The organism is Streptosporangium jomthongense (assembly GCF_042650425.1).
Lineage (GTDB): Bacteria > Actinomycetota > Actinomycetes > Streptosporangiales > Streptosporangiaceae > Streptosporangium.
Genome location: NZ_JBHSBC010000032.1, coordinates 595,062 through 609,370, shown reverse-complemented (window position 1 = coordinate 609,370; position 14,309 = coordinate 595,062). Strand labels below are relative to the sequence as shown.

Below are 14,309 nucleotides of genomic sequence, written 5' to 3'. Positions count from 1 at the left end.
CGGCCGGTCAGGGCAGGAGGGCGCCCTCGTGGGTGAGCAGCCACCGCTTGACCGGGACGCCGTAGTAGTAACCGCCGAAGCCGCCGGTCGAGGGCAGGACGCGGTGACACGGCACGAACGGGGCGATCAGGTTCTGCGCGCAGGCGCCTCCCGCGGCCCTGGCCGCCGTCCTGGGCAGCCCCGCCCGTTCGGCCAGCTCGGCGTAGCTGACCGTGACGCCGGGTGGGACCTGCCGCAGGGCGTCGAGCAGCCGCTGCCGTTTCGGGGTGCCGGGCTGCGTCACCTCGACGCTGTCGAGGGCCTTGAGGTCGCCGTCCAGATAGTCCCGTACGGCCCGCGCGGACGGGCCCAGGTCGTCGGTGACGACCAGGTCGAGGGCCCTGAGGGCGGGCGGGAGCCGTACGAACATCTCCTGGGGGTCGGCGGTGAAACCGGCCGCCACGACGACGCCCTCGCGGGCGAGCAGCGCCAGCGGGCCGATGGGGGTGGGGAGGACCTGTGCCTCGACGGTCATGCGGCGCTCCAGAGGTGTAGCGCGGCGTAGGCCCGCCAGGGCCGCCACCGCTCGATGTGATCTTCGGGGATGTCCAGGCGGGCCATGGTCCTGCGCAGCACCAGGTCGCCGTCGGGCCAGGCGTCCGGGTCGCGCAGCGCCCGCAGCGCCACGTAGCTCGCCGTCCACGGCCCGATGCCGGGCAGCGGCAGCAGCCGGGAGACGACCTGGGCGGGTTCCTGCGCGCCGTCCAGGTCGATCTCGCCCTCGGCGACGCACGCGGCGAGCGCCCTGAGCGTGGCGACCCGCCGCCCGGTCAGCCCGAGCCCTTCGAGGTCGGCTTCGAGCAGCTCGCCGGGGGCCGGGAACAGCACGCCCCCGTGGCCCGCGCGGGCGACGATCCTGCCCAGCAGGGTACGGGCGCCCGCGACGGAGATCTGCTGGCCGACCACGGCGCGCACGGCGACCTCGAAGCCGTCCCACGCGCCGGGCACCCGCAGGCCCGGGTTGGCGGTGACCAGCGGGCCCAGGGAGGTTCCCCCGAGCGCGTCGGCGATGGCCTGCGGGTCGGCGTCGAGGTCGAGCAGACGGCGGCAGCGGGCCACGACGCGGGCAAGCCCCCGGGTGTCGTCGAGTTCGACGTCGAGCCGCACGTGGCCGGGCAACGGGGTGAGGGTGACGGCACCGCCGGGGACCACCCTGCTGTAGGAGGTCTCGTCGACGGTCTCCAGGCCGGGGATCGCCCTGGCCCGCAGGAACCGCAGCAGCGCCCGCGAGTCGTACGGCTCGCGCCGGTGCAGCCGCAGCGTCAGCGAGGTGTCGGCCACGGCCCTGCCCCCGTTCCCGCCCCCGTCCCTGCTCGCGGTCGCCCGCAGTTCGCCGGGCGTGAAGCCGTACGTCTCCTTCATGGTGGCGTTGAACTGGCGCACGCTGCCGAAGCCGGAGGCGAAGGCCACGTCGGTGATCGGCAGGCCGGTCTCGGTGAGCAGCTGTTTGGCCAGCAGCAGGCGTTTCGTCCTGGCGACGGCCAGCGGGCCGACGCCGATCTCGGTGGTGAACAGGCGGTGCAGGTGCCGTTCGGTGATGTGCAGGCGACCGGCCAGCCTGGCGACCCCGCCGTCGTCGGCCACGCCCTCGTCGATCAGCCGCAGTGCCCTGCCGATCAGGTCGCCCCGGTGGTCCCAGCCGGGGTCTCCGGGGCTGAGCTCGGGACGGCAGCGTTTGCACGGCCGGAACCCGGCCGCCTCGGCGGAGGCGGCGTGGCGGTAGAAGCGCACGTTGCGCGAGGCGGGTGTGCGGGCGGGGCAGATGGGCCTGCAGTAGATGCGGGTGGAGGTGACAGCTGTGTAGAACCGCCCGTCGAACCGGGCGTCCCTGGCGGTCACCGCGCGGTAACAGGAGTCGAAGTCAAGCTCTGCGACGGACATGTCCTCAACGATATGAGCAGCGTAGAGGGTGTGACCGGCGGGATTCGGACGTGACCGTGGATCACCGCGGGGAGATCACTTCGAGGAGATGCCGACCCCGATCTCGAACTCGCGGTAGACCCTGGCCCAGAAGCCGTCGCGCAGCCAGACCCTGGCCTCGGGGTAGGGGCGCAGGGAGTGGCCCAGCTCCTTCTCGGCCTCGATGAGCAGCTCGGTGTCGATGACCGTGGGCAGGATCGGGCCGGGCAGCAGGTCGCGGATGTTGTCGCGGCCCCGGGTGAGGATCCACTTCTGGGCCACGTGCTCGCCGACGTCCTCGACCCGGGGGCGGCTCGGCCCGAGCTTGGCGGGCTGGCCGGCGGGGGCCTTCGGCTTGGCGGCGGTACGGCCGGCGAAGACCTGGGCCGGGGAGGGCGTCACCGGCGGCACCGGGACGGGGACGGGCGCGGGGGCGCGGCTGAAGAAGGAGCGCAGGAAGTCGGCGCTGATGATCTCGACGGTGTCGGACTCCCAGACCAGGCGCTCGGCCTGGTTGGTGCCGTAGGGCGGCTCGACGCCCCACAGGTGGATGCGCACGCCGTAGGCCTGGGCCGCCTCGACGGCGGGGACCATGTCCTCGTCCCCGGCCAGCAGGATGGTGTCGCTCACCGCGTGGTGCCTGGCCAGGGCCTCCAGGTCGCTCCTGATCTGGGCGTCCACGCCTTTCTGCTGGCCGCGGGCGTTGAGGTTGCCGAGCCGGACCTTGACCCAGGGGAGCTGGGCGATGACGCGCTGGTCGACGGTCGGCACCCGGTCTCTGGCGGCGTCGTACCAGTAGATCCGCAGCAGCTCGCCGTGGATGCGCGCCTCGGCGTGCTTCTGCAGCGCCTGGATGAGTTCGTCGGCGGCGACGCGGTACTCCTTGCGCTCCTTGGCGCCCAGGAGGACCTCTCCCGCCGCCGCGTAGAGATAGCCGACGTCCACGAGGACGGCGTACTTGGCGGCGACGGGATGCGTTGTGAGGTCCAGGATGGTCATCTCGTCCTCCAGGCCTCGGAACTCACTGATCGGGCTGACTATATGCGCCCATTTCTTAGATAGTCCCAAGTCTCGTGCAACTTGACACCCCGTTCCATGGATCTAACGAGGCAGTCCGCTTGATCTCCAAGCACCATGTCCGGTGGGCAGATACTTTCGCATGCGGTGTGAGGGATTACGCCAATTTTCGCGCTTTGGTACTGCTTTCGCCGCCGGGGCCGTCCGTGCGGCGAGGGCGACCACCAGCGCGACGACCTCCTCCTGTGTCGCTTCTCCATGAACGATCTTCAGGTGTGTCATAGCGGGATGTTCCCATGCTTCTTGGGGGGCAGGACCGTTCGCTTGTTGCGCAGGGCGCGCAGGGCCCTGACGACCTGGACTCGGGTGTCGGACGGGCGGATCACGGCGTCCACATACCCTCGTTCGGCCGCGAGATACGGGTTGGCGAGGGTGTCTTCGTACTCGGTGACGAATCTGGCCCGCTCGGCGTCGGGATCGGCGGCCGAGGCCAGCTCACGCCGGTAGAGGATGTTGACCGCGCCCTGGGCGCCCATCACCGCGATCTGCGCGGTCGGCCAGGCCAGGTTGACGTCCGCGCCCAGGTGCTTGGAGCCCATGACGTCGTAGGCGCCGCCGTACGCCTTGCGGGTGATCACGGTGACCAGTGGGACGGTCGCCTCGGCGTAGGCGTACAACAGTTTGGCCCCGCGGCGGATGATCCCGTTCCATTCTTGATCAGTTCCCGGAAGGAATCCCGGTACGTCCACAAAAGTAAGAACGGGAATGTTAAAGGCATCACAAGTACGGACAAATCTGGCGGCTTTCTCGGAGGCCGCGATGTCCAGCGTCCCGGCGAAACTCATCGGCTGGTTGGCGACGATCCCCACCGAACGTCCCTCGACCCGGCCGAAACCCACCAGGATGTTCGGCGCGAACAGCGCGTGCACCTCAAGGAACTCGCCGTCGTCGAGCACGTGCTCGACGACGGTGTGCATGTCGTACGGCTGGTTCGCCGAGTCGGGGATCAGCGTGTCCAGCTCCCTGTCCTCGTCGGTGGTCTCCAGGACCGGCTCCGCGTCCAGCACCGGGGCCTCGTCCAGGTTGTTCGAGGGCAGGTAGGACAGCAGCGCCCTGGCGAACTCCAGGCAGTCGGCCTCGTCGACGGCCTCGTAGTGCGCCACGCCCGACCTGGAGTTGTGCGTGTGCGCGCCGCCGAGTTCCTCGAACGTCACCTCCTCGCCGGTGACCGTCCTGATGACGTCGGGGCCGGTGATGAACATGTGCGACTTCTCCGACACCATCAGCACGAAGTCGGTGAGCGCGGGGGAGTAGACCGCGCCGCCCGCGCACGGGCCCATGACCAGCGAGATCTGCGGGACGACGCCGGAGGCGTGCACGTTCCGCTTGAAGATCTCGGCGTACAGGCCCAGGGAGACGACGCCCTCCTGGATGCGCGCCCCGCCGGAGTCGTTGATGCCGACCACCGGGCAGCCGGTCTTCAGGGCGTGGTCCATGACCTTGACGATCTTCTCGCCGAAGACCTCGCCGAGGGAGCCGCCGAACACGGTGAAGTCCTGGGCGAAGATCGCCACCGGCCTGCCGTCGACCGTGCCGTGCCCGGTCACCACGCCGTCGCCGTACGGCCTCTCGCGGTCGAGGCCGAAGTTGGTCGAACGGTGCCTGGCCAGTTCGTCGAACTCGACGAAGCTGCCCTCGTCCAGGAAGGAGAGCACACGCTCCCTGGCCGTCATCTTGCCTTTGGCGTGTTGCTTGTCGACCGCGCGCGCCGAACCGGCGTGAGCCGCCTCGTCCAGGCGGCGTTCCAGGTCGGCGAGCTTGCCCGCGGTCGTGTGGATGTCGATCCCCGGGGCTGTCGGCTCGGCGCTCATCGGGTCCTTCACTCCTCGCTGCGTTCGTGACAGGCGCGTCCGGGCGTGGCTGCCGTTGTGCGGCCTGACGTTCCCGGGCGCGCGGGCGCTTTCCCCGCTCGTTTCCAGCAGGGTAGCCCTCCGGTGATCCCGGAACCCAGAGGGGTCCCGGACCGTTCTGAGCTGGGAGGTATGACTTCCAAAAGGTTAATTCTGGCAAAATAGAGGTCATGATGGACAGCGCCGAAGCGGTACGAACACAACAGCTCTTCAAGAGATTCGGGCAGCAGGTGGCCGTCGGCGGTGTCGATCTCGTCGTGCCCCGCGGCAGTTTCGCCGGACTGGTCGGTCCGAACGGCGCGGGTAAGACGACCACGCTCAGCATGGTCACCGGTCTGCTCCGCCCGGACGGCGGCGCCATCCACATCGACGGCCTCGACGTCTGGCGCGACCCGGTCCAGGTCAAGGCCCGTATCGGTGTGCTGCCCGAGGGGCTGCGCCTGTTCGAACGCCTGTCCGGCAGGGAACTGCTGTCCTACAACGGCCAGCTCAGGGGCATCCCCAAGGCCGAGGTCGAACGCAGGGCCGAGGAACTGCTGCGGGTCATGGACCTGACGGAGTCGGCGGACAAGCTCGTCGTCGACTACTCCACCGGCATGCGCAAGAAGATCGGCCTGGCCTCCGCCCTGCTGCACAACCCCAGGGTGCTCTTCCTCGACGAGCCCTTCGAGGGCGTCGACCCGGTCAGCGCCAACACACTGACCGAGGTCCTGCGGCGCTACACCGAGTCCGGCGCGACCGTCGTCTTCTCCAGCCACGTCATGGACCTCGTCGAGCGCCTGTGCGACTGGGTCTCCGTGATGAGCAGGGGCCAGATCGTCGCCCAGGGGCCGCTGGACCAGGTCCGCGCGGGACGCAGCCTCAACGAGGCCTTCCTCGGGCTGGTCGGCGCGGGCGGCCACGGACACGGCGACGGCGGAGGGGAGGGTCTGTCATGGCTGGGCGCGACCTCGGCGTGAACGAACGGGCCGCGCGGGTCGGCCCCATGCTCTTCGTACGGCTCAAGCTCAGGCTGATCGCCGGGAACCTGCGCGGCAACGGCGCGCGTGTCGCCGGGTTCGTCTTCACCGTGCTCGCCGCCGTGGTCGTCGCCGGTCTCGGCTTCGTCGGGGTCTCCGCGCTGCGGTTCGCCCCCGCCGGGATCGCGGCCGACGTCGGGGTGGTGCTGTTCACCGTCTTCGTGGTGTGCTGGGCCATCGGGCCGCTGCTGGTCTTCGGTCTCGACGACACGCTCGACCCGTCGCGCCTGGCGCTGCTGCCGCTGACCACCGGCAGGCTCGCGGCCGGGATGTTCGCCGCCTCGATCACCGGTGTCTGGCCGATCTCCGCGCTGATCGTCATGTCCGGCGCGGTCGTCGGCATCGCGAGCGGGATCGGCGGAGTGCTCCTCGGGGTCGTCGCGGTGCTGCTGCAGTTCGCGCTGTGCATCGTCACCTCACGGCTGGTCACCACCTCCCTGTCCGGTGTCATGCGCACCCGCAGGGGACGCGACGTGCTCGCCGTCTCCGTCGTCCTGTTCGTCCTGGCCGGGCAGATCCCCAACCTGGTGCTCAACGGCGGCTTCTCCGCCGACCCGGGGCGGATGCTGCACGCCGTGGCCTCGGTGCTGCGCTGGACCCCGCCGGGCCTGGCCGCCCACGCCGTCGCGGACGGCGGCCTGGTCGCCGTCGCCGAACTGCTGGTGCTGGCCGTACTGGTGCTGGTGATCGGGCGGCTGTGGATCGCCGCGCTGCGCAGGGCGCTGGTCACCCCGGACGCCTCGACCCAGGGCGCCTCGGTGCGCAACTCCCGGGGCCTGCTCGCCAGGTTCCTGCCGGACGGGCAGCTCGCCGCGGTCGCGACCAAGGAGCTGAAGTACGCCCGCCGCGACCCCAGGGGCAGGGTCGTCTGGTTCACCTCCCTTGTGGTCACCGGCATCATGGCCTTCTCCCTGAGCAGGGGGGAGGGGATGGGCGGTGCCGGCCTGGTGGTCGGCCCGGCCTGCCTGGGCGCGGTGATGATCGCCCTGCAGTCGGCCAACTCCTTCGGCATCGACGGCCGCTCGCTGTGGATGAACGCCGTGGTCTACGGCACCGGCGGAGACTGGCGGACCGACCTGGCCGGGCGGCACCTGGCCGTCGCGACGATCGCCGTGCCGCTGCTCGCCCTGGTGGCCGTGATCGCCTCCCTGCTGGCCGGTGACCCGATGCTGGCGATCCCCGGAGCGCTCAGCGGCTGGGGCGTCCTGGGCGTCGGGCTCGGGGTCGGCGCCCTGACGAGCGTGCTGGTGCCGTACTCGGTGCCGGAGCGGCTCAACGCCTTCACCGGCGCGGTGCCGGGACAGGGCGGCCTCGCCTTCGTGGCCTCCTTCGGCGCGATGATCGGCGGCGGCCTGCTGTCGCTGCCCGTCGTCGTGCCCGTCCTGCTCGGCGCCACCTGGGTCAGCGTGCTGGCGGTGCCGTACGGACTGCTGGTCGCGTGGGCGGGACGGAGAGTGGCGGGGAGCGTCGGTTTCCGCAGGTATCCGGAGCTCGTGGGGGCCGTCTCCCGAGGGGGTTGATTGGTCTAGTCCAATAGGTGGGACCGGTCTGCGGTGAAGAATTCGGACTGACTACGCTGACGATTATGTCCGCTATCGCGAACACCGCAGAACGTTCATCCGCTGTCACCGAGATGCCCGACGAGCTCCGCGCGGATGTGCGGCTGCTCGGTGGGCTCCTGGGGCAGGTGATCGCCGAGCACGGAGGCGACGACCTGCTCGCCGACGTCGAACGCCTTCGCAAGGCCGTCATCGACGCCCGTCGCGGGAAGGTCTCCGGCGACGAGATCACCGAGATGGTCGCGCAGTGGCCGGTCGACAGGGCGGTGCTGATCGCCCGCGCCTTCACCTGCTACTTCCACCTGGCGAACCTCGCCGAGGAGCATTTCAGGATCCGCACCCTCCGTGTCCGTGACACGGGGGAGGAACCGCTGCCGGAGTCCATCGCGCAGGCCGTACAGGAACTGGGCGGTGAGCGCGTCGCCGAGCTGGTCGAGGGGCTGCGGCTGCACCCGGTGCTGACCGCGCACCCGACCGAGGCCCGCAGGCGCGCGGTCGTCACCGCGATCCAGCGGATCAGCGGCAGGCTCGCCGCCTACAACAGTCCCGACCGGGGCGCGGCCGAACGGGCCGAGACCCGGCGGCGGCTCCTTGAGGAGATCGACCTGCTGTGGCGGACCGCGCAGCTCAGGTCGACCAAGCTCGACCCGCTCGACGAGGTGCGCACCGCCATGGCCGCCTTCGACGAGACGCTGTTCCGGGTCGTGCCGCTGGTCTACCGCTCGCTGGACGCCGCGCTCGGCGAGGGCACCGGCACCCGTGAGCCGCTGGCCAGGGCCTTCATCCGCTACGGGAGCTGGATCGGCGGCGACCGCGACGGCAACCCCAACGTCACCGCCAAGGTGACCAGGGACGCCGTGCTCATCCAGTCGGAGCACGTGCTGATCGCACTGGAGAACGCCGCGCTCAGGATCGGCAGGTCGCTCACCCTGACCTCCTCCTACGCGCCCGCCTCCGCGGAGCTGCGGGCCGCGCTGTACGCGGCGGAGAACGACCACCCCGAGCTGGTCTCGGAGATGGCCACCCGTTCGCCGCAGGAACCGCACCGGCAGTGGCTGCTGTTCGTCGCCGCCAGGATCGCGGCGACCAGGAAGCGCGGCCTCGACCTGGCCTACCGTTCTCCGGAGGAGCTACTGGCCGACCTGCGCCTGGCCCAGGAGTCGCTGGTCGCCGCCAAGGCGTCCCGGCAGGCCTACGGCGAGCTGCAGCACCTCGTCTGGCAGGTGGAGACGTTCGGCTTCCACCTGGCCGAGCTTGAGGTGCGCCAGCACTCGCAGGTCCACGCCCAGGCGCTGGCCGAGCTGGCCGAGGGCCGTACCTCGGAGCGCACCGACGAGGTCCTGGCCACCATCAGGACGATCGGCTGGATCCAGGAGCGGTTCGGCACGACCGCCTGCTCCCGCTACGTGGTCTCCTTCACCCGTTCCGCGGACGACGTCGCCGCCGTCTACACGCTGGCCGGGCACGCCCTGGGAGATCGGGCGCCCAGCCTCGACGTGGTCCCGCTGTTCGAGTCGGGCGCCGACCTGGCCAACGCGCCCGCCGTACTGTCCGGCATGCTGGACATCCCCGGCATCCAGGACAGGCTCGCGGTCAACGGCCGCCGGCTTGAGGTCATGCTCGGCTACTCCGACTCCGCCAAGGAGCTCGGCCCGGCCGCCGCGACGCTGAAGCTGTACGAGGCGCAGGAGGCGCTGACCGCCTGGGCCGCGGAACACGACGTACGGCTGACGCTCTTCCACGGCCGGGGCGGCGCCCTGGGCCGGGGCGGCGGTCCCGCCAACCGCGCCGTGCTCGCCCAGGCGCCCGGTTCCGTCGGAGGCAGGTTCAAGGTCACCGAGCAGGGTGAGGTCATCTTCGCCCGCTACGGCCACGCCGCCATCGCCCGCCGCCACATGGAGCAGGTCACCTCGGCGGTGCTGCTCGCCTCGACCCCGACCATCGAGGACCGTACGGCCAGGGCGGCGGGACGCTTCCGCGGCCTCGCCGAGCAGGTCGCCTCCGCCTCGGAGCGGGCCTACCGGTCGCTGACCGAGGCCTCCGGCTTCCCCGAGTGGTTCTCCCTGGTCAGCCCGCTTGAGGAGCTCGGCCTGCTGCGCCTAGGCTCCCGCCCCGCCAGGCGCGGCCTCGGCGCGCCCAGGTCCCTGGACGACCTGCGGGCCATCCCGTGGGTGTTCTCCTGGGCGCAGACCCGGGTCAACCTGCCCGGCTGGTACGGCCTGGGCAGCGGTCTTGAGGCGGCCGTCGCCAAGTCGGGCATCGACGAGCTGCGCGCCGCCTACCGCGAGTGGCCGCTGTTCGCCTCGCTGCTGGACAACGTGGAGATGTCTCTGGCCAAGACCGACCGGGACATCGCGGCCCGCTACCTCGCCCTCGGCGGACGGGACGACTTCGTCGAGCAGGTGCTCACCGAGTACGACCGCACCCGCCGTCTGGCCCTTGAGGTGACCGGCCACAGCCGCCTGCTGGAGAACCGCAGGGTGCTCTCCCGCGCGGTCCAGCTCCGCGACCCGTACGTGGACGCGCTCTCGCACCTGCAGCTGCGCGCCCTGTCCGCCCTGCGCTCCGGCGACACCCTGACCGAGGAGGAGCGCGAGCGGCTGTCCACGCTCCTGCTGCTGTCGGTCAACGGCGTGGCCGCGGGCCTGCAGAACACCGGCTGACCGTTCGAGCGGGTGACCGGGTCCTCACCCGGTCACCCGCTCGGCACCCGCGTAGAGGTTGAAACGCTCCTCACGCAGGAAGCCGACCAGTGTCATCCCGAACTCCCTGGCCAGGTCGACGGCCAGGGAGGAGGGGGCGGAGACGGCGCAGACGACCGGGACGCCCGCGCTCAGCGCCTTCTGCGTGATCTCGTAGCTGGTGCGCCCGCTCACCATCAGGACGTGCCCGGTCAGCGGCGTCATGCCCTTCATCAGGGCCCAGCCGACCAGCTTGTCCAGAGCGTTGTGCCGTCCCACGTCCTCGCGCAGCGCCACCAGGTCGCCCTCCGGGGTGAACAGCCCGGCGGCGTGCAGCCCCCCGGTCTTGCCGAACACGCCCTGTGCCCGTCTGAGGCTCTCCGGCAGGCCGTACAGGGTCTCGGGGGAGACCCGCACGTCACCGGCGGGCAACGGGGCGCACCGGTCGCGCAGCGCGTCCAGGCTGGCGCTGCCGCAGACGCCGCAGGCGCTCGACGTCACGAAGTGCCGGTCGAGGGAGGGCAGGTCGGGCAGCGGGCCGCGCAGCCGTACCGTGACGGTGTTGTAGCGGGCCTCGGGCGCCACGTCCTCGTCCGTGCAGTAGGCGATGGAGACGATCTCCGCCGCCGAGGCCAGGCCCTCGCCGTGCAGGAACCCGGCCGCCAGCTCGAAGTCGGCCCCCGGCGTCCGCATGGTGATCGCCACCGTACGGCGCGCGCCGTCCGCCTGGACCCTGATCTCCAGCGGCTCCTCGGTCGCCAGGTCGTCACGCCTGTCCCGCACGACCCCGCCGGCCACCTCCCTGACCCGGGTCCTGGTGCTGGGGCCGGGGCGCCGGACGACCCCTCCGGGCACCGGATGACGTGAGTCTTCGTTCATGGTTCCCATCCTGGCGCTCCAGGCGTGCGTCGTCGTCACCGCCCCGGTGTTGCCTGCTCATCGCCCTGCTTCGGTAACGGATGGTCGCATGGGGAGGGAAGATGGACGGGTGCTCGACTCGCCCTTCTCCGATCTCGACCGCCCGCCGCTGTCCCAGACGGCGCTCACCCGCGCCCTGGTCCGTCCCGGCGGTCTGTGGTCGGACATCACCGTCGTCGGCAGGACCGGCTCGACGAACGCCGACCTCGCCCAGGCCGCACGCGACGGCGCCCCACAGGGAACCGTCGTCGTCGCGGAGGCGCAGTCCGCGGGCCGCGGCAGGCTCGGCCGCGTCTGGAGCGCGCCGCCCCGGTCCGGGCTGGCCTTCTCGGTGCTCCTGCGCCCCGAGCCGTCGCCGTCGCGGCAGGGCTGGCTGCCGCTGCTCGTCGGCCTGGCCGCGGCCTCGGCCGTCCGCAGGATCGCCGAGGTCGAGGCCCGCCTGAAGTGGCCGAACGACCTGCTGGTCGGGGAGCGCAAGCTCGCCGGGGTGCTCGCCGAGCGGGTGGACGGCGCGGTGGTCGTGGGCGTCGGGCTCAACGTGAGCATCCGCGCGGAGGAACTGCCCGTCGAGACCGCGACCTCGCTGGCGATCGAGGAGGCCGCCTGCGTCGACCGCGACCCGCTGATCAGGGCGGTGCTGCGGGAGATCGAGACCCACTACCACGAGTGGTCGCGGGCGGACGGCGACGCCGACGCGTGCGGGCTGCGGGCGGCCTATCTGGGGCTCAGCGCGACGGTCGGCCGCGACGTCCGGGTCGAGCTGCCGGGCGAGCGGGTGCTCACCGGGCGCGCCGTCGGCGTCGACGGGGCGGGACATCTGCTCGTCGAGTCGCAGGGGAGCACGCACACGCTGAGCGCGGGAGACGTCGTGCACGTGCGTCCGCACCTCCCGTGACTAACGGGGTCGGGACGTGCCACGATTTGCCCCATGGGTCTCGCTGATCACCACCTGGCGGAGGGGGAACTGCGCATCCGCACGTTCCACCCCCATTGGAAGCGCCTCGTCACGCCGTTCCTCGCGCTGGTCCTCATCGTTCTGGGGTCCGGCGCCGGGATCTTCTTCATGCCGGTCTTCGCCTACGACGGCTACGCGCGCATCGCCGTCGCGGTGATCGCGGTGGGGCTGCTGACGGTGTGGTCGTTCGTGCCGTACCTGCAGTGGAAGAACACCACCTACGTGCTGACCTCGCACCGGCTGGCCATCAGCAGAGGGGTGCTGAACAAGTCGACCGAGGACATCCCGATGACCAAGGTCAACACGGTCAGCGCCGACCAGACCCTGCTCGAACGGCTGTTCGGCTGCGGCACGCTCAACGTCGAGTCGGCGGGGGAGCAGGGACACGTCACGCTGCGCGACATCCCGAACATCCAGGACGTACGCGCCGACCTGTTCCGCGCCGTGGACGAAGCCGACGACGAGGAACCCCGCGAACCCCGCCCTGTCTGAGTCGCAGGGCCGGGCGGGACAGAACGGTTCCGGTGAGGCAAGTTCTTGGGGCGGGCCCTTGTCGCTCGGTAGCATCGGGAGCATGCTCCAGGAACTGCGTGAACGCGCCGCGCTCGTGGCGCTGTTGCAGCGCCCTGGCGCCAAATGGCAGGACATCGCGCTGGACGTGCTTGAGGTCGGCAGCGCGGTGACCGTGCTGGAGCGGGGGCTCCGCCTTCAGGAAACGTTGTTTCCCGAGGCCGACCCCGTGACGTCCGCCCTCGCACAGGCCGCGACCTCGCTGGCCGGGTGGGAGTCCGCGGGCATCGGAGTCCACGCCTGCTTCGACCATGACTATCCGAGCCAGCTCCGCGGGATTCACCAGATGCCTCCGCTGCTGTTCTCCCGGGGCGTTCCCGCCGAGGACCGGCGCGCGATCGCCGTGGTGGGCACCCGGCAGGCGAGCGAACAGGGCCTTCGGATCGCGTCGGTGGTGGCCAGGGAGCTGGCCCTGAACAAGGTGACCGTGGTCAGCGGCCTCGCCAGAGGCATCGACACGGCCGCGCACACGGCGGCGCTCGAAGCGGGCGGCCGGACCGTGGCCGTCATCGGAACGGGCGTCAACCGTTTCTACCCGAATGAGAACCAGGCGCTTCAGCGGCGGATCGCCGTCGAAGGGGCGGTGCTCAGCCAGTTCTGGCCCGACGCCCCGCCCAGCAAGCAGAGCTTCCCCATGCGTAACGCGGTGATGAGCGGTTACGCGGCCGCCACGGTCGTGGTGGAGGCTCCCTGGAAGAGCGGCGCCCGTATCCAGGCGCGGCTGGCTCTTGAACACGGCCGCCCCGTCGTGATGCCCGACCGGCTTCTGGAGCACGACTGGGCGCGGGAATACTCCCAGAGGCCCGGAGTGCATGTGGTTTCCGGCCTCGGCGAGCTACTCTCGGTGGTGGAGCAAGTGATCTCGGACCTGCACACCGGCCCCGAAGCGCTTCCGGAGACCGCCCACCTTGTCGCAACCAACTGATCCATGGCAGTTCGTTCGCGCCCGAGTCGCCCAACAGGCCTTCTACCTCCGCAATCCCCTCGACCCCTCACCCTCCGTCTGTTACGTGTGCCGAGGACCGGTGAACCCAGGCTGGTCCCGCTGCCACCCCTGTGAACGGCACCTGAGATCGGCGGGGGCGGGGGTCGCCGATGTCGTGGTCCCCATCTCCTACGCGGAGAAACGGACCCAGCACGCCCACAACCTCGCCGTCTACAAGGCGAGGTTCCCCTCGGGAGAGATCCAGACCGACCTGCTCAGTCTGTTCCTGCTCTTCGTCAGGGACCACCTCGGCTGTGTGGCCCAGGCCGCCCGCGTCTCCGCCTGGAGTCATGCGGCGGTCGTTCCCAGCACCAGGAACCGGCCGGGTGATCATCCGCTGCGGTCACTTGTCGGAAACCGGCTTGGACTGCCGTGGGTCGAGTTGTCGGTGAATCCGGACATCCCCTCGGAGGTGCGGGAGTTCCGCGCCGACTGGTTCCGGGTTTCCGGCGGAGACGTCGGGGGCGCCCGTGTCCTCCTGCTCGATGACACCTGGACCACAGGCGCACGCGTTCAGTCTGTGGCGTCCGCGCTCAAACGGGCGGGCGCGGAAAGGGTGGCCGCCGTGGTTCTCGGCCGTCATGTGAACCCCGGCTGGGACGGCTGGAGGCCCATCCTCCGCGAGACGAAGGACAGGCCCTTCAGGATGGATCGGTGCGCCGTCCATCCAGGATGAGCTGGGGAAAGGCGGGCCGGGGGAGGTGCGGCCCCCGGCCCTTCCCTCAGGGAGAGCCCACTCCCTTGAGGGAGATCGGGG

General features: G+C 70.9%; 13 protein-coding genes. 7 read left to right on the top strand and 6 right to left on the bottom strand.

Features of this window, described 5'->3' with window-relative positions; genetic code table 11:
• Window positions 1–7: 7 nt before the first annotated feature.
• The 5 genes from ACFOYY_RS28340 to ACFOYY_RS28320 form a co-directional block, all read right to left on the bottom strand.
• Entirely contained in the window at window positions 8–514 is a 507-nt protein-coding gene (locus tag ACFOYY_RS28340) for a methylated-DNA--[protein]-cysteine S-methyltransferase (RefSeq protein WP_362910295.1), read from the bottom strand.
• Entirely contained in the window at window positions 511–1,920 is a 1,410-nt protein-coding gene (locus tag ACFOYY_RS28335; RefSeq protein WP_386193587.1) for an AlkA N-terminal domain-containing protein, read from the bottom strand. Before ACFOYY_RS28335 ends, ACFOYY_RS28340 begins: the two co-directional genes overlap by 4 nt.
• Before the next feature lie 75 nt (window positions 1,921–1,995).
• Window positions 1,996–2,937 (bottom strand): NYN domain-containing protein, encoded by a 942-nt coding sequence (locus ACFOYY_RS28330; RefSeq protein WP_352010001.1) that lies wholly within the window; start codon window positions 2,935–2,937, stop codon window positions 1,996–1,998.
• 102 nt (window positions 2,938–3,039) lie between these two features.
• The gene (locus ACFOYY_RS28325) at window positions 3,040–3,237 is read right to left on the bottom strand and encodes an acyl-CoA carboxylase epsilon subunit (protein ID WP_352010000.1); all 198 of its coding nucleotides are present in this window, start codon (window positions 3,235–3,237) and stop codon (window positions 3,040–3,042) included.
• On the bottom strand, window positions 3,234–4,826 hold the full coding sequence (locus tag ACFOYY_RS28320; protein ID WP_352009999.1) for an acyl-CoA carboxylase subunit beta: 1,593 nt from the start codon (window positions 4,824–4,826) through the stop codon (window positions 3,234–3,236). The genes ACFOYY_RS28325 and ACFOYY_RS28320 overlap by 4 nt, the downstream gene beginning before the upstream one ends.
• Window positions 4,827–5,035: 209 nt before the next feature.
• Here ACFOYY_RS28320 and ACFOYY_RS28315 point away from each other — a divergent pair, with 209 nt between their 5' ends.
• The 3 genes from ACFOYY_RS28315 to ACFOYY_RS28305 all read left to right on the top strand — a co-directional run bounded on the left by ACFOYY_RS28315 (window position 5,036) and on the right by ACFOYY_RS28305 (window position 10,106).
• Window positions 5,036–5,824 (top strand): ABC transporter ATP-binding protein, encoded by a 789-nt coding sequence (locus ACFOYY_RS28315; RefSeq protein ID WP_362772717.1) that lies wholly within the window; start codon window positions 5,036–5,038, stop codon window positions 5,822–5,824.
• A complete protein-coding gene (locus ACFOYY_RS28310) occupies window positions 5,800–7,404 on the top strand; it encodes a hypothetical protein (RefSeq protein ID WP_386193582.1) in 1,605 nt (534 codons plus the stop codon). Before ACFOYY_RS28315 ends, ACFOYY_RS28310 begins: the two co-directional genes overlap by 25 nt.
• Window positions 7,405–7,469: 65 nt before the next feature.
• Window positions 7,470–10,106, top strand: coding sequence for a phosphoenolpyruvate carboxylase (locus ACFOYY_RS28305; RefSeq protein WP_362910286.1), 2,637 nt, complete (start codon window positions 7,470–7,472; stop codon window positions 10,104–10,106).
• 24 nt (window positions 10,107–10,130) lie between these two features.
• Here ACFOYY_RS28305 and fdhD read toward each other — a convergent pair whose 3' ends face one another.
• Complete coding sequence (gene fdhD / locus ACFOYY_RS28300) at window positions 10,131–11,003, bottom strand: formate dehydrogenase accessory sulfurtransferase FdhD (RefSeq protein ID WP_386193578.1); 873 nt, start codon at window positions 11,001–11,003, stop codon at window positions 10,131–10,133.
• An 88-nt stretch (window positions 11,004–11,091) separates the two neighbouring features.
• On the opposite strand from fdhD, the gene ACFOYY_RS28295 reads away from it, so the two are divergent.
• The 4 genes from ACFOYY_RS28295 (at window position 11,092) to ACFOYY_RS28280 (ending at window position 14,228) form a co-directional block, all read left to right on the top strand.
• The gene (locus ACFOYY_RS28295) at window positions 11,092–11,937 is read left to right on the top strand and encodes a biotin--[acetyl-CoA-carboxylase] ligase (RefSeq protein ID WP_386193575.1); all 846 of its coding nucleotides are present in this window, start codon (window positions 11,092–11,094) and stop codon (window positions 11,935–11,937) included.
• 33 nt (window positions 11,938–11,970) lie between these two features.
• Window positions 11,971–12,489: a PH domain-containing protein gene (locus tag ACFOYY_RS28290; protein WP_352009993.1), complete on the top strand. Its 519-nt coding sequence runs from the start codon at window positions 11,971–11,973 to the stop codon at window positions 12,487–12,489.
• An 82-nt stretch (window positions 12,490–12,571) separates the two neighbouring features.
• On the top strand, window positions 12,572–13,492 hold the full coding sequence (locus ACFOYY_RS28285) for a DNA-processing protein DprA (protein ID WP_352009992.1): 921 nt from the start codon (window positions 12,572–12,574) through the stop codon (window positions 13,490–13,492).
• Between the two features lie 100 nt (window positions 13,493–13,592).
• The gene (locus ACFOYY_RS28280; protein WP_386193570.1) at window positions 13,593–14,228 is read left to right on the top strand and encodes a phosphoribosyltransferase; all 636 of its coding nucleotides are present in this window, start codon (window positions 13,593–13,595) and stop codon (window positions 14,226–14,228) included.
• The last annotated feature ends 81 nt before the right edge of the window (window positions 14,229–14,309 follow it).

Excerpts from the sequence above, each read along its gene's own strand:
- ACFOYY_RS28340 (WP_362910295.1), bottom strand. The coding sequence starts at position 514 with ATGACCGTCGAGGCACAGGTCCTCCCCACCCCCATCGGCCCGCTGGCG.
- ACFOYY_RS28335 (WP_386193587.1), bottom strand. The coding sequence starts at position 1,920 with ATGTCCGTCGCAGAGCTTGACTTCGACTCCTGTTACCGCGCGGTGACC.
- ACFOYY_RS28330 (WP_352010001.1), bottom strand. The coding sequence starts at position 2,937 with ATGACCATCCTGGACCTCACAACGCATCCCGTCGCCGCCAAGTACGCC.
- ACFOYY_RS28325 (WP_352010000.1), bottom strand. The coding sequence starts at position 3,237 with ATGACACACCTGAAGATCGTTCATGGAGAAGCGACACAGGAGGAGGTC.
- ACFOYY_RS28320 (WP_352009999.1), bottom strand. The coding sequence starts at position 4,826 with ATGAGCGCCGAGCCGACAGCCCCGGGGATCGACATCCACACGACCGCG.
- ACFOYY_RS28315 (WP_362772717.1), top strand. The coding sequence starts at position 5,036 with ATGATGGACAGCGCCGAAGCGGTACGAACACAACAGCTCTTCAAGAGA.
- ACFOYY_RS28310 (WP_386193582.1), top strand. The coding sequence starts at position 5,800 with ATGGCTGGGCGCGACCTCGGCGTGAACGAACGGGCCGCGCGGGTCGGC.
- ACFOYY_RS28305 (WP_362910286.1), top strand. The coding sequence starts at position 7,470 with ATGTCCGCTATCGCGAACACCGCAGAACGTTCATCCGCTGTCACCGAG.
- fdhD (WP_386193578.1), bottom strand. The coding sequence starts at position 11,003 with ATGAACGAAGACTCACGTCATCCGGTGCCCGGAGGGGTCGTCCGGCGC.
- ACFOYY_RS28295 (WP_386193575.1), top strand. The coding sequence starts at position 11,092 with ATGGGGAGGGAAGATGGACGGGTGCTCGACTCGCCCTTCTCCGATCTC.
- ACFOYY_RS28290 (WP_352009993.1), top strand. The coding sequence starts at position 11,971 with ATGGGTCTCGCTGATCACCACCTGGCGGAGGGGGAACTGCGCATCCGC.
- ACFOYY_RS28285 (WP_352009992.1), top strand. The coding sequence starts at position 12,572 with ATGCTCCAGGAACTGCGTGAACGCGCCGCGCTCGTGGCGCTGTTGCAG.